The organism is Pseudomonas sp. HD6515 (genome assembly GCF_024971855.1).
Lineage (GTDB): Bacteria > Pseudomonadota > Gammaproteobacteria > Pseudomonadales > Pseudomonadaceae > Aquipseudomonas > Aquipseudomonas alloputida.
On the sequence record NZ_CP079827.1, the window covers coordinates 4,557,075 to 4,571,267 of the forward strand.

Consider the following 14,193-nt stretch of genomic DNA (forward strand, 5'->3'; position numbering starts at 1 on the left):
TTCCTCATCAGCGTCTTTCTATGCCAAAGACCCCTTGGCTTGTACGGACGATGCTAGGGGGTTAGATTGAATAACTCAAATTCATAATTTTTATGCTTTGGATAACCCAAAGGAATACGACACCATGGACCTGGCCAACCTCAGCGCCTTCATCGCCATTGCCGAAACCGGCAGCTTTTCCGGCGCAGCCGAACGCCTGTTCCTGACCCAGCCGGCCATCAGCAAACGCATCGCCGGCCTGGAGCAGCAACTGGACGTGCGCCTGTTCGACCGCCTGGGCCGCGAAGTAACCCTGACTGAAGCCGGGCGCGCACTGCTGCCGCGGGCCTACCAGATTCTCAACGTCCTGGATGATACCCGACGGGCGCTGACCAATCTGACCGGGGCCGTGAGCGGTCGCCTGACCCTGGCCACCAGCCACCACATCGGCCTGCACCGCCTGCCCCCGCTACTACGGGTTTTCACCCGCCAGTACCCGGCAGTGGCACTGGATATTCAGTTCATGGATTCGGAACAGGCCTACGACGAGATTCTGCATGGCCGCGCCGAAATCGCCGTTATCACCCTGGCGCCCGAGCCACACCACTTGGTCAAGGCCGTGCCGGTGTGGGATGACGCCCTGGACTTTGTCGCCGCCCCCGAGCACCCGCTGGCCAACAACCAGGCGGTCAGCCTGGCTGACGTCGCCCGCCACCCGGCGGTGTTTCCCGGCGGCAATACCTTTACCCACCATATTGTCCAGCGCCTGTTCGAAAGCCAGGGCCTGACGCCGAACATCGCCATGAGCACCAACTACCTGGAAACCATCAAGATGATGGTGTCGATCGGCCTGGCCTGGAGCGTGCTGCCACGCACCATGCTCGACGAACAGGTTTCACCCATCGCTTTGCCCGGCATACAGCTGTCGCGCCAGCTAGGCTACATTCTGCACACGGAGCGTACGCTATCGAATGCGGCCAGGGCATTCATGGCCCTGCTCGACAGCCACTCAGGGCCCACCTGACTGGCTGTCAGCTATTCCGATTCCAAGGACACGTCATACGCCAAAGGTCTGGTACCGATGCCCAAATCAGCAAACCGCTTTTTGCGCCTGCCGCGAATACCTGCCGCTGATCCCCAGGAGTCCGAGCAGGCCTGGCAGAACGCCCCGCAACTGCTGGCAGCGCTCAACGGTGCGCGCCTGGGTGCCTGGCTATGGGATATCGAAAGCGGCAGGGTCAGTTGGTCGCGGGGCACCCAGGCCCTGTTCGGTTTCGATCCACAGCGGCCACTGCCCGCCGATATCGATTACCTCGACCTGCTGCCCGAGGAGGACCGCGCCCGCACGCGTCAGGTGTTCCAGGCGGTGGTCAATGGCGAGCCGGTGGAGCAAGCCATGCGCCACCGTATCCGCTGGCCGGACGGCAGCCTGCACTGGCTGGAGATCAACGGCAGCCTGACCCACGACCCGCACGGCCGACCGCAGATGATCGGCGTGATCCGCGAGATCACCCGCCAGCGCGAACGGGAAACAGCACTGATCAATTCGGAAAAGCGCTTCGCCACGCTGTTCCACCTGAGCCCCAACGCCATTTTGCTGACCCGTCGCCACGATGGCATGATCTTCGAGGTCAACCAGCACTTCGAAAACATGTTCGGCTGGCCCGGCAGCCAGGTGATCGGCAAGACCAGCCTGGAACTGGGCCTGTGGGTCAACCCCGAACAGCGCCACCAGATCATGGAGTCGACCCGCGCCAACGGCGGCCCGTTGATCATGGAGGTGCAATTTCGCGCGACCAGCGGCAAGGTGCATGACGGCATCCTGTGCACCCAGGGCATCGAGCTGGAAGGCGTGACCTTCCTGATCAGTACATTCGTCGACACCACCGAACGCAAGCGTGCCGAGCAGGCCCTGAAGGACAGCCAGGAGCGGCTGGACCTGGCCCTGGACTCGGCGCAACTGGGCACCTGGGACTGGCACATCCCAAGCGGCATGCTCTACGGCTCAGCCCGCGCGGCGCAGCTGCATGGCTTGCCGCCCATCCCTTTTCATGAATCGTTCGATGCGTTCTTCGAAGGTGTGCCGGAGCAAGAGCGCAACTCGATGCGACAGGCCTACCGCAGCCTGCGCGAAGGGCCTGCCGGCAACTATCAGATCACCTACCGAGTGCAGTTGGAAAACGGCACTTCACGCTACATCGAAAGCCGCGCGCGGCTGTACCGCGACGACCAGGGCATCCCCCTGCGCATGGCGGGCACCTTGCTCGACATCACCGATCAGGTGGAGCGCGAACAGCGCCTGAGCGCCTCGGAAGAGAAGTTTGCCAGCCTGTTCCAGGTCAGCCCCGACCCGATCTGCGTCACCCGCCAGGACACTGGCCAGTTCATCGAGATCAATCCGGCGTTCACCCAGACCTTCGGCTGGAGCAGCGAGCAGGTGCTTGGGCGTACCGCAGAGGAAATCGGCCTGTGGGCCGAGTCCGTCGAGCGCGCCAAACGTATCGAGCAGGTGATCCGCGAACAGGCCTTGAGCAACGTCGCCGTGGTACTCAACCACCGCAATGGCGCCCCGATGACCTGTGTGATTTCCAGCCGCCTGATCACCGTCGACGACCAGCCCTGCAGCGTTACCACCCTGCGCGACATCACCCAGCAACAACGCGCCGAAGCCGCGCTTAAGTCCAGCGAAGAGAAGTTCGCCAAGGCCTTCCACTCCAGCCCCGACGCCATCACCATCACCGAACGCCACAGCGGCCGCTACCTGGAAATCAACGACGGCTTCTGCCGCCTGACCGGCTACAGTACTGCCGACGTGATCGGCCACACGGTTTATGAGATCGGCATCTGGGCCGACGACAAGCAGCGCAGCGCGCTGCTGGCCGAATTGCACGAGCGCGGCCGGGTACACCACCGCGAGATGCTCGGGCGCAACAAGCGTGGCGATATCCTCACGGTCGAGGTTTCGGTGGAACCGATCACCCTCAACGAAGTGGATTGCCTGCTGCTGACCGCCCGCGACGTCAGCCAGCTGAAGAACGCCCAGGCGCAGATACGCCACCTGGCCTATCACGACCCGCTGACCAACCTGCCCAACCGCGCCTTGCTGATGGACCGCCTGAGCCAGCAGATCGCCCTGCTCAAGCGTCATAACCTGCGTGGCGCCCTGCTGTTCCTCGACCTCGACCACTTCAAGCACATCAACGATTCGCTGGGCCACCCGGTGGGCGACACTGTGCTGAAGATCATCACCGCCCGCCTTGAGGCCAGCGTGCGCCTGGAGGACACCGTGGCGCGTCTGGGGGGCGACGAATTCGTGGTGCTGCTCAGCGGCCTGGAAGGGAGCCGCGAACACGTGGAAGAGAAAGTGCGCGAGCTGGCCGACACCCTTCGCGAACTGCTGGCCGAGCCAATGTCACTGGATGGCCAGCGCCTGCAGGTAACGCCCAGCATCGGCGTGGCGCTGATCCCCGACCACGGCACCACACCGGCCGACCTGCTCAAGCGTGCCGATATCGCCCTGTACCGGGCCAAGGACTCCGGTCGCAACACCACACAGCTGTTCCACACCACCATGCAGAAGGCCGCCAGCGAGCGCCTGCGCATGGAAAACGACCTGCGCCTGGCCCTGGCCCGTGGCGAACTGGCGCTGCACTTCCAGCCGCAGGTGGATGCCCGCGACAACCGCATCGTCGGTGCTGAAGTACTGCTGCGCTGGCACCACCCGCTACTGGGCCAGCAACCGCCCTCGCAGTTCATTCAGGTACTGGAAGAAAGCGGCCTGATCCTTGAAGTTGGCAGCTGGATTCTCGACGAAGCCTGCGACGCCTGCGCCCGCATGCTCACCGACGGGTTGATCGATGCTGATGATTTCAGCCTGTGCGTGAACATAAGCCCGCGACAGTTCCGCCAGAACGACTTTGTCGGGCGGGTGCTGCGCAGCCTGGACGATTACCGCCTGCCGCGACAGATGCTGACGCTGGAAATCACGGAAGGCATCGTCATCCAGAACCTGGAAGACACCATCAGCAAGATGCGCGAGCTGAAGCGCTATGGGGTGAGTTTTGCCATGGATGACTTCGGCACCGGCTATTCCTCGCTGACTTACCTGAAGCGCCTGCCGGTCGATGCGCTGAAGATCGACCAGAGCTTCGTGCGCGATGCACCGGTCGACCCCAACGACGCAGAAATTGTCCGCGCCATTGTCGCCATGGCGCGCAGTCTGGACCTGGCGGTGATAGCCGAAGGGGTAGAGCTGACCGAACAGCTGGCGTTTCTCGAGCGGCTGGGGTGCCATCTGTACCAGGGTTATCTGCACAGCCGGCCATTACCGTTGCTGGAGTTTCGGCAGATGTTGCTGGAGGCGCCGGCAGATTACTGATCGCATGACGGCCGCGCACCTACCTGGGACCGCGTGAGAAGCACGAAAAAGGGCACCTCTGGAGGTGCCCTTTTTTCAGTGCCGCGCGGTCAGTTCAGCGCTGGTTTTTCGCTATTGATCGGAATGCGCTTGGCCTTGGCTTCTTCAGGCACGATGCGCAGCAGGTCGATGCTGAGCAGGCCATTGGCCAGGCCGGCAGCCTTCACTTCGATGTGATCTGCCAGGCGGAACGACAGCTTGAAGGCGCGTTGTGCGATACCCTGGTGCAGGTAGGTCACTTCAGCGGCGCTATTGTCGCGCTTGCCACCGGTCACGGTCAGGACACCTTTTTCGACCTGCAGGTCGAGGTCTTCTTCCTGGAAACCAGCTGCAGCAACCACGATCCGGTAGTGGTCATCGCCATGCTTTTCCACGTTATAGGGCGGGTAGCTGCTACCGGCCTCGTTACGTGCCGCGGATTCGAACAGGTCGTTGAAACGGTCGAAACCAACGGAATGACGGAACAGTGGAGCAAGAGAGAAAGCAGTAGTCATGGTCATAAACTCCTGAGATTCAGCAAGTAAGTCATTACGCGACCCGGCTTCGGCATCGCGTACTCAAAAGATATGGCCGAGGGAAACGCTTTCAAGGGGCAAACAGAAAAAATTTGATTTTTTTTGCACGGGGCCTGATGGCCTATTTGCCGGTCAACCCGCCCCTACGACGACCTGCGCCGAACCACCGCTGCGTGTGTGTGTGTGTGCGTGTAGGAGCGGGTTTACCCGCGAATACAGTGGCGGCGGCAACGGTGAACGGCCGGTGGAAATTGGCCAGCAGGCCCGGCCCTTTCGCGGGTGAACCCGCTCCTACGACGGCCTGCGCCCAACCACCGATGTGTGTAGGAGCGGGTTTACCCGCGAATACGGTGGCAGCGGCAACGGTGAACGGAAGGTGGAGATTGGCCAGCTGGGCCGGCCTCTTCGCGGGTAAACCCGCTCCTACGACGACCTGTGCCCAACCACCGATGCGTGTGTGTAGGAGCGGGTTTACCCGCGAATACGGTGGCAGCGGCAACGGTGAACGGAAGGTGGAGATTGGCCAGCTGGGCCGGCCTCTTCGCGGGTAAACCCGCTCCTACGACGGCCTATGCCCAACCACCGATGCGTGTGTGTGTGTGTGTAGGAGCGGGCTTGCCCGCGAATACGGTGGCGGCGGCAACGGTGATCGGCGGGTGGTAATTGGCCAGCAGGCCCGGCCCTTTCCCGGGTGACCCCGCGCCTACAGGTGCCGTACCCGCGTAGCGCCCTGCTCAGGCGACGCAAGCCTCCAACGCTTGCGCCTCAACCCCTAGCAACCGGCTGATCCGCGCGCAGTCATCTTCCCGACGCAACTCGGCAAACAAAACCACCGCTTCGGGGTAACTGCGAGTCAGCATCGCCAGCCACTGCTTCATCCGCCCTGGCGCATAACGCGGCGACAATTTGGCCTGGGCCTGGCGCCAGAACTCACGCAACAGTGGCAACAAATCATGCCAGCTCATCGGCTGATAGTCGCGCCCATCCCGCGCCGCTGCAATCTGCAGGCCCAGGTCCGGGCGCGATACCAGCCCACGCCCGAGCATGATGTCTTCAGCGCCACTGACCTCGCGGCAACGCCGCCAGTCATCGACCGTCCATATCTCGCCATTGGCAAACACCGGGACCTTGACCACATCCTGCACCCGCGCCACCCACTCCCAGTGCGCTGGCGGCTTGTAGCCCTCAACCTTGGTCCGTGCGTGCACCACCAGGTGTGCCGAACCGCCCTCGGCCAGCGCCGTGGCGCACTCCAGTGCCCCATCGGGGCTGTCGAAGCCCAGACGCATCTTCGAGGTCACCGGAATGTTCGCCGGCACCGCACGCCGCACTTCACGCACAATGGCGTGCAGCAACTCCGGCTCTTTGAGCAGTACCGCGCCACCGCGCGACTTGTTCACCGTCTTTGCCGGGCAACCGAAGTTCAGGTCGATCACCGGCGCCCCAAGCTCGCAAGCCAGTGCGGCGTTTTCCGCCAGGCATACCGGGTCCGAACCCAGCAATTGCACGCGCATGGGCACACCGGAAGCCGTGCGCGCGCCCTGACGCAGTTCAGGCGCCAGCTTGTCGAACGAGGACGCCGGCAGCAGGCGGTCGCACACGCGAATGAACTCGGTGACGCACCAGTCGATACCGCCCACACGGGTCAATACGTCGCGCAGGATGTTGTCGACCAGCCCCTCCATCGGGGCCAGAGCAATTTGCATGTCGGGGTCTCAGCGGAAAAAGCCGGCAGTTTAACAAAAAATGCCGGCGACTCAGGCGCCGATCAGCGCCGGACCGTAACCTTCGACGAATTCCGCCGGCATGCGCCTGGGCTTGCCGCTGGACAGCTCGATGCAGGCAAAGGTGGTTTGCGCACGCAGCAGCGTCACACCATCGCGCGGGCGCTTGAGCTGAAACCGCCGCGTCATGCGCAGGCGTTGGTCCCAGTCAATGATCCAGGTGGCCAGCTGCAGCTCATCGTCTTCATAGGCGGCGGCCAGGTAGTCGATTTCGTGGCGCACCACAGCCATCGCCCGGTCAAGGCGCCGGTACTCGGCCAGGTCCAGCCCCAGACGCTGGGAGTGGCGCCAGGCGCAGCGCTCAAGCCAGGTGACGTAGACGGCATTGTTGGCGTGGCCAAGGCCGTCGATGTCCTCGCTGCCGACGCGCAGGTCGATGACGAAGGGTGTTGCCAGGTCCCAGCTCATTTTCGCTTCCTTGGCGCAAAAGGCGATTTAGCAGCGATCTGCGGGGCAATGTCCAGCCCCAGCGAGCCTGAAGCGGTCGTTGTAGGAGCGGGCTTGCCCGCGAATCAGACACCGCGGTGGGTGGCACCGGCGATGCCGATGTTCGCGGCTGAAGCCGCCCCGACACTGACCGCTTCAGCCCGAGCCAGCAATTCGAGCACGGCGTCACTCAGCCGCGGGTCGGCCAGCACTCGCTGGTGACCACCCCCTTCCTGCAGCATCAGCCGGCTGTCGAACCAGGCCTTGTGGATCACATGTGCCTCATCTGCGGGCACGAGAGCATCATCGGCAGCATGCACCACCAGCCCCGGCAGTTCCAGCTGGTAACCCGTGACATCCAGCCGCGCAATCTGCATGCCCACATCGCGCTCGATCTGGCGAATGAACGCTGCCCGCGCCCGTGCAGGCAGCCCCAGGCGATGGGCAAAACCACGCAACACACCGAGCAACCGCGCCGGCGCTGCAATGCTGACAGCCGCCTCTGTACGCAGCCCCATCTGCAAAGCCAGCAGCACGCTCGCCCCACCCATGGAATGGCCAATGACTGCACGCAAGGGCGGCAACTCAGCCGCAGCCTCAAGCAGCGCCCGGGCAAACAGCACCACATTCGCTTGCTCGCCAGGCGAACGACCATGCCCAGGCCCTTCCAGCGACACCACCGTATGCCCCGCCTGAACCAAGGTCTCGATCAAGGCGGCAAACTGCGTCGGGCGCCCTTCCCAACCGTGCATCAGCAGCACGGTCGGCCCTTGCCCCCAGCGCAAGGCAGACAGGCCGAAGCGCAGTGTAATGCGCTCGGCGCTGGCCAGCACAGGCAGCTCCCAATCCCGCGGCGGCAGGTTGCGCGGGGTCATGAAGGCACGGCGCATCTTGCCCGCGACATGCTCGGGGGCCAGGCGGCCCAAGGTGCCATTGACACCGCGAATCCAGCTCAGGGTGGTCATCGCCATGCTCCAGGGTTAAAGCACCGCCGATTTGGCGGCGCGCAGAATACGGTCAGACAGGTCACTGGCCCCCAAGGCCCGGGCCAGCGCCAGCCCCCCCACCATCAGGGCCAGGTCGGCCAATGCTTTGTCAGCATCCTCAGGGCGGTCGACCATCGCGGCAGTCATCAACTCGATATGCTCGGCCAGCACCTCGCGGAAGACCTCCGGCAGGCGCTGCATTTCGCCCAACGCGTTAGGCAGCGGGCAAGCATGGACTTCGCAGTCCCGGTGCTTGCGCGAGAGGTAGAAAGCCCCGGCCAGCGCTCGCCGCCCGGCGCCATCGAGATTGGGGTCGATCTGGGCGAGCAAGGCACGGCGCTCACCCAACAACTGGCGGAACGCCTCGAGCATCAGTTCGTCCTTGCTGTCGAAGTGCGCATAGAAGCCCCCGACGGTCAGGCCTGCCGCACCCATCACCTGGCTGACGCTGGGCTCGGCCGGGCCGTGCTGGATCAGCGCACTGCGCGCAGCTTCCAGAATGCGTTCGCGGGTTTTGCTCTTCTTGTCGCTCATCTGGCACACACCACACAAAATATGATGATCGAAATATTATTCTCATCATATTTTTTGGCAAGCAAAATGTGCGGCCGTTTGTCGGGGGCAAATTATTGAGAAGGGAAAAAACAAAAGGCCCATTCAATAAGCGAATGAGCCTTTAAAGTCCCGCAAAACGCGGGTAAACGTGGCGTCCCCTAGGGGACTCGAACCCCTGTTACCGCCGTGAAAGGGCGGTGTCCTAGGCCACTAGACGAAGGGGACGTAACCTTCGCGAAGATCCACTTGCGTGAACCCTGGCAGAAATGGTGGAGCTAAGCGGGATCGAACCGCTGACCTCCTGCATGCCATGCAGGCGCTCTCCCAGCTGAGCTATAGCCCCGAAACAAAAGGCTCATCAATAAGCGACGAGCCTTTTAAAGCCCTGCAAAACGCAGGAAAAGTGGCGTCCCCTAGGGGACTCGAACCCCTGTTACCGCCGTGAAAGGGCGGTGTCCTAGGCCACTAGACGAAGGGGACGTAACCTTCGTGCCGATCCGCTAACGCGAACCGCGGCAAAATTGGTGGAGCTAAGCGGGATCGAACCGCTGACCTCCTGCATGCCATGCAGGCGCTCTCCCAGCTGAGCTATAGCCCCGGATTTCTAGCCTCGCGGCCCAGCGACATAACAACATCGCTTGTGTAAAACTGGCGTCCCCTAGGGGACTCGAACCCCTGTTACCGCCGTGAAAGGGCGGTGTCCTAGGCCACTAGACGAAGGGGACGAACCTTCTTACCTTCAAGACCTGGTTGCTGGACCCGGTCTTGCTTATCAGCCTTGGCTGCTAAGCGGAATTTGGTGGAGCTAAGCGGGATCGAACCGCTGACCTCCTGCATGCCATGCAGGCGCTCTCCCAGCTGAGCTATAGCCCCACAATGTCGCTTTGAACTGAACCGCTGGCTGGGTGCCTGGCGTTTCGTTTTCGTTCATCGCTGTGGACGGGGCGCATATTAAGTTCGGATTGCAAGGCTGTCAAACGAATTTTCAAAAATATTCAAAAATTTTTTCACAGATAACAATCACTTACCGCCCTGCTCCACTCAATCCGGCCACTTGGCCCTCAGGGAAATGCCTGTGGGAGCGGCCTTGTGTCGCGAAAGGGCCGCAAAGCGGCCCCGACGGATTTGCGTCGAGTCAAAGATTGTGGGACCGCGTTGCAGTCCTTTCGCGACACAAGGCCGCTCCCACAGTGCTCAACAGCGGTGCTCGGAAAACGGTCAGCCGATGGAGCCCAACAGCTTTTCCCACTCTTTGTTTTCTTTCTTCGACACTCCACCCAACAGGTCCAGGGCCTGGCGCAGGCGGTAGCGCGTCAGGTCGGGGCCGAGGATTTCCATGGCGTCCAGCACCGAAACCGAGCTGGCCTGGCCCGTGATGGCGGCGAACATCAGCGGCATGGCGTCACGCAGCTTCAGCTCCAGCGCTTCGACCACAGCCTGGATGCAACCGGTGATGCGCTCTTTTTCCCACTGACGCAGGCTTTCAAGCTTCCACAGGATCAGCTGGATCACCTGGCGCACCTGGTCGGCCGACAGTTTCTTGCTTTCGAACAGTTTGGCGTCCAGCTTGAGCGCACCTTCGAAGAAGAACCCGCCCAACGGGGCAACCTGGCTGAAGGTTTCTACCCGGCCCTGCACGTGCGGGGCAATCTTCATCATGTAGTCGCTGTTGAACGCCCATTTCTGCAGGCGTGCGGCGAATTCCTCTACCGGCAGCTCACGCAGCCACTGGCCGTTGAGCCAGGACAGCTTCTCGATGTCAAAGATCGGGCCGCCCAGCGAGATACGCGACAGGTCAAAGTGCTCGACCATTTCGGCCAGCGAGAACTTCTCGCGCTCGTCAGGCATCGACCAGCCCATGCGGCCAAGGTAGTTGAGCATCGCTTCAGGCATGAAGCCCATGCGCTCGTAGAAGGTGACCGAGGTCGGGTTCTTGCGCTTGGACAGTTTGGATTTGTCCGGGTTGCGCAGCAGCGGCATGTAGCACAGCTTGGGCTGCTCCCAGCCGAAGTACTCATACAGCTTGATCAGCTTGGGCGCCGATGGCAGCCACTCTTCACCACGCAGCACGTGGGTGATGCCCATCAGGTGGTCGTCGACCACGTTGGCCAGGAAGTACGTCGGCAGGCCGTCGTTCTTCATCAGTACCTGCATGTCCATGCGGTCCCACGGGATCTCGACATCGCCGCGCAGCATGTCCGGCACCACGCAGATACCCTCGCTCGGCACCTTCATGCGGATCACGTGCGGCTCGCCAGCGTCCAGGCGGCGCTGCACTTCTTCGGCGCTCAGCAGCAATGCACGGCCATCGTAACGCGGGGTTTCGCCGCGAGCCTGCTGCTCGGCACGCATCTGCTCCAGCTCTTCGGCGGTGCAGAAGCAGTAGAAGGCGTGGCCGGCGTCTACCAGCTCTTTAGCGTATTTGGCGTAGATTTCGCCACGCTCGCTCTGCCGGTAAGGGCCGTGCGGGCCGCCGACATCCGGGCCTTCGTTCCATTCGATGCCAAGCCAGCGCAGGGCGTCGAAGATCTGTTGCTCCGACTCACGCGTGGAGCGCAGCTGATCGGTGTCTTCGATGCGCAGGATGAACTCACCGCCGTGCTGCTTGGCAAAGCAGTAGTTGAACAGGGCGATGTAGGCAGTGCCGACATGGGGGTCGCCGGTAGGCGATGGCGCAATACGCGTGCGTACGGTGGTCATGGAGAGTCTCGAACGAAAGATGAAACAAAGGCGGGATGTTAGCAGGAGGCGGGCACCGGGCTCCAGCAATGGCGCGAACGTCACTTGTCGACAGGCCCGGTACCGCTGTTAAATTTGTTTACATTTCTGGAACGATAGTCCCCATGCCTGCCCAACTCAAACGCCGCCTGACGCTCTTCTTCGCCCTGGTGGCCATCATCGCCCTCGCCTTCCTGGGCCACTGGTACTTCAAGGGCCGCTTCTACGAGAGCACCGACAACGCTTACGTGCAGGGTGAGATCACCCGTATCTCCAGCCAGCTTGGCGCACGTATCGAAACGGTACCGGTCGAGGACAACCAGCACGTCAGCAAGGGCGACCTGCTGGTGCGCCTGGAAGCCGCCGACTTCGAGCTGGCGGTCGAACGCGCCCGTGCCGCCCTGGCCACCCGCGAAGCCGAGTACGCACAAGCGCAAAGCCGCCTCACCCAACAAGGCAGCCTGATTGCCGCCGGCCAGGCCCAGTTGGCGGCCACCCAGGCCACGTTCGACCGTTCACGGCTGGACCTGAGCCGTGCCGAGAAGCTGCGCAAGCCGGGTTTTGTCTCTGAGGAGCGGGTCACTACCCTGTCGGCGGACAGCCATGTCGCCGGCTCCCAGGTCGACAAGGCCCGCGCCGACCTGCAAAGCCAGCGCCAGCAGGTCACCGCCCTGAACGCCGAACTCAAGCGCCTCGATGCGCAAATCGCCAATGCCCGCACCGACCTGGCCCAGGCCGAACTGAACCTGACCCGCTGCGAAATCCATGCGCCGATCAGCGGCACCATTGGCCAGCGTAATGCGCGCAATGGCCAAGTGGTGCAGGCCGGCGCCTACCTGCTGTCGATCGTGCCGGATGAAGACATCTGGGTGCAGGCCAACTTCAAGGAAACCCAGATCGGCCGCATGCACCCCGGCCAGCGCGCGGAGCTGTTGTTCGACAGCTACCCCGACACACCGATCGAAGGCCGGGTGGACAGCCTGTTCGCCGCGTCCGGTGCGCAGTTCAGCCTGCTGCCACCGGACAACGCCACCGGCAATTTCACCAAAGTTGTGCAGCGCATCCCGATAAAACTCACGTTCAGCGCCGACAACCCGTTGCACGGGCGTATTCGCCCCGGCATGTCGGTGACCGCCACCGTCGACCTGCGCAGCGCAGACGAAGGCCACAATGGCCGGTGACCAACTGCTGCGCCCCACGGCGGAGCCAACCCGACGCGACTGGATCGCGGTGATGAGCGTGATGCTCGGTGCCTTCATGGCAGTGCTGGATATCCAGATCACCAATTCCTCGTTGAAGGACATCCAGGGCGCTCTGTCGGCGACCCTGGAAGAAGGTTCATGGATTTCAACCTCCTACCTGGTGGCGGAAATCATCATGATCCCGCTAACGGCCTGGCTGGTGCAGCTGCTGTCGGCGCGGCGCCTGGCGGTGTGGGTATCCAGCGGCTTCCTGCTGTCGTCGCTGCTGTGCTCGATGGCCTGGAACCTGGAGAGCATGATCCTGTTCCGCGCCTTGCAGGGTTTCACCGGTGGCGCGCTGATCCCGCTGGCCTTCACCCTGACGTTGATCAAGCTGCCCGAGCACCACCGTGCCAAAGGCATGGCGATGTTCGCCATGACCGCCACTTTTGCCCCCTCCATCGGTCCCACCCTGGGCGGCTGGCTGACCGAAAACTGGGGCTGGGAATACATCTTCTACATCAATATCCCACCAGGCCTGCTAATGATCGCCGGCTTGTTGTATGGGCTTGAGAAGAAGGAGGCGCACTGGGAGCTGCTGAAAAGTACCGATTACGCCGGCATCGTCACGCTCGGCCTTGGGTTGGGCTGCCTGCAGGTGTTTCTCGAGGAAGGCCATCGCAAGGACTGGCTGGAGTCACACCTGATCGTCGGCCTGGGCAGTGTTGCCCTGGTCAGCCTGATCACCTTCGTCATCTTGCAGTTTTCCAAGCCACACCCACTGATCAACCTGCGCATTCTTGGCAACCGCAACTTTGGCCTGTCGAGCATCGCCAGCCTGGGCATGGGCGTGGGCCTGTACGGGTCGATCTATCTGCTACCGCTGTACCTGGCGCAGGTACAGGGTTACAACGCCTTGCAGATTGGCGAAGTGATCATGTGGATGGGTATTCCGCAGCTGTTCCTGATCCCGCTGGTGCCGCAACTGATGAAGGTGATATCGCCCAAGGTACTATGCGCGCTGGGGTTTTGCCTGTTCGGCGCTGCCAGTTTCGGTTCGGGGGTGCTCAACCCGGACTTTGCCGGGCCGCAGTTCAACCATATCCAGATCATCCGCGCCCTGGGTCAACCGATGATCATGGTGACCATTTCGCTGATTGCCACCGCGTATATCCAACAACAGGATGCAGGGTCCGCGTCGAGCCTGTTCAATATTCTGCGTAACCTCGGTGGCGCGATTGGTATTGCCTTGCTGGCCACCCTGCTGGATGCGCGCACCAAGGTGTACTTCGACTACCTGCGCGAATCGGTGGTGCCGAGCAACCCGCAGGTGGCTGAGCGGCTGGCGCAATTGGCGGAGCGCTTGGGCAATGACAATGCGGCGCTGGGCAAACTTAGCGAGATTACCCACCAGCAGGCACTGATCATGGCTTACAACGATGCCTTCCACTTTGTCGGGATCGGGTTGGCGGTGAGCATGGTGGCGGTGTTGCTGACCCGCAAGTTGCCGGAGGGGCTGAAGGCTGGGGAGGCCCATTGAGGCTATTACAGATCAGATGCGGTCCCTGTGGGAGCGGGCATGCCCGCGAACACCGGCGCAGCCGGTGCCAGCCACCGCGTTGAATTCTTCGC

At 62.4% G+C, this 14,193-nt stretch carries 10 protein-coding genes and 6 tRNA genes; 4 read left to right on the forward strand and 12 right to left on the reverse strand.

Annotated elements, in window-relative coordinates; genetic code table 11:
• Positions 1–124: 124 nt before the first annotated feature.
• Together KW568_RS21125 and KW568_RS21130 are read left to right on the forward strand one after the other, a co-directional pair.
• A complete protein-coding gene (locus KW568_RS21125; RefSeq protein ID WP_003247190.1) occupies positions 125–1,003 on the forward strand; it encodes a LysR family transcriptional regulator in 879 nt (292 codons plus the stop codon).
• Positions 1,004–1,060: 57 nt separating this feature from the next.
• Positions 1,061–4,357 carry a bifunctional diguanylate cyclase/phosphodiesterase gene (locus KW568_RS21130; protein WP_004576934.1) on the forward strand — a complete coding sequence of 1,099 codons (3,297 nt, stop codon included), beginning with the start codon at positions 1,061–1,063 and terminating at the stop codon, positions 4,355–4,357.
• Between the two features lie 89 nt (positions 4,358–4,446).
• On the opposite strand, the gene KW568_RS21135 is transcribed toward KW568_RS21130, so the two are convergent.
• From KW568_RS21135 to gltX, 12 genes are all read right to left on the reverse strand, one after another.
• Entirely contained in the window at positions 4,447–4,890 is a 444-nt protein-coding gene (locus KW568_RS21135) for an Hsp20 family protein (protein ID WP_003247188.1), read from the reverse strand.
• A 755-nt stretch (positions 4,891–5,645) separates the two neighbouring features.
• Positions 5,646–6,617 (reverse strand): tRNA-dihydrouridine synthase, encoded by a 972-nt coding sequence (locus KW568_RS21140; RefSeq protein WP_003247187.1) that lies wholly within the window; start codon positions 6,615–6,617, stop codon positions 5,646–5,648.
• Positions 6,618–6,668: 51 nt separating this feature from the next.
• On the reverse strand, positions 6,669–7,103 hold the full coding sequence (locus KW568_RS21145; protein ID WP_003247186.1) for a thioesterase family protein: 435 nt from the start codon (positions 7,101–7,103) through the stop codon (positions 6,669–6,671).
• A 104-nt stretch (positions 7,104–7,207) separates the two neighbouring features.
• Complete coding sequence (locus KW568_RS21150) at positions 7,208–8,086, reverse strand: alpha/beta fold hydrolase (RefSeq protein ID WP_259536691.1); 879 nt, start codon at positions 8,084–8,086, stop codon at positions 7,208–7,210.
• 15 nt (positions 8,087–8,101) lie between these two features.
• Positions 8,102–8,641 (reverse strand): TetR/AcrR family transcriptional regulator, encoded by a 540-nt coding sequence (locus KW568_RS21155; RefSeq protein ID WP_004577676.1) that lies wholly within the window; start codon positions 8,639–8,641, stop codon positions 8,102–8,104.
• A 170-nt stretch (positions 8,642–8,811) separates the two neighbouring features.
• Positions 8,812–8,887: transfer RNA gene (locus KW568_RS21160), tRNA-Glu, on the reverse strand.
• Positions 8,888–8,929: 42 nt separating this feature from the next.
• Positions 8,930–9,005, reverse strand: a tRNA-Ala gene (locus tag KW568_RS21165).
• Between the two features lie 61 nt (positions 9,006–9,066).
• A tRNA-Glu gene (locus KW568_RS21170) sits at positions 9,067–9,142 on the reverse strand.
• Positions 9,143–9,184: 42 nt separating this feature from the next.
• A tRNA-Ala gene (locus KW568_RS21175) sits at positions 9,185–9,260 on the reverse strand.
• A gap of 51 nt (positions 9,261–9,311) precedes the next feature.
• A tRNA-Glu gene (locus KW568_RS21180) sits at positions 9,312–9,387 on the reverse strand.
• A gap of 72 nt (positions 9,388–9,459) precedes the next feature.
• A tRNA-Ala gene (locus KW568_RS21185) sits at positions 9,460–9,535 on the reverse strand.
• A 345-nt stretch (positions 9,536–9,880) separates the two neighbouring features.
• Entirely contained in the window at positions 9,881–11,362 is a 1,482-nt protein-coding gene (gene gltX, locus KW568_RS21190) for a glutamate--tRNA ligase (RefSeq protein ID WP_003247183.1), read from the reverse strand.
• 143 nt (positions 11,363–11,505) lie between these two features.
• Here gltX and KW568_RS21195 point away from each other — a divergent pair, with 143 nt between their 5' ends.
• Together KW568_RS21195 and KW568_RS21200 are read left to right on the forward strand one after the other, a co-directional pair.
• Positions 11,506–12,561, forward strand: a complete 1,056-nt coding sequence (locus KW568_RS21195; protein ID WP_004577219.1) for an HlyD family secretion protein — start codon at positions 11,506–11,508, stop codon at positions 12,559–12,561.
• Positions 12,562–12,610: 49 nt separating this feature from the next.
• Positions 12,611–14,101: an MDR family MFS transporter gene (locus tag KW568_RS21200; protein ID WP_172830958.1), complete on the forward strand. Its 1,491-nt coding sequence runs from the start codon at positions 12,611–12,613 to the stop codon at positions 14,099–14,101.
• The last annotated feature ends 92 nt before the right edge of the window (positions 14,102–14,193 follow it).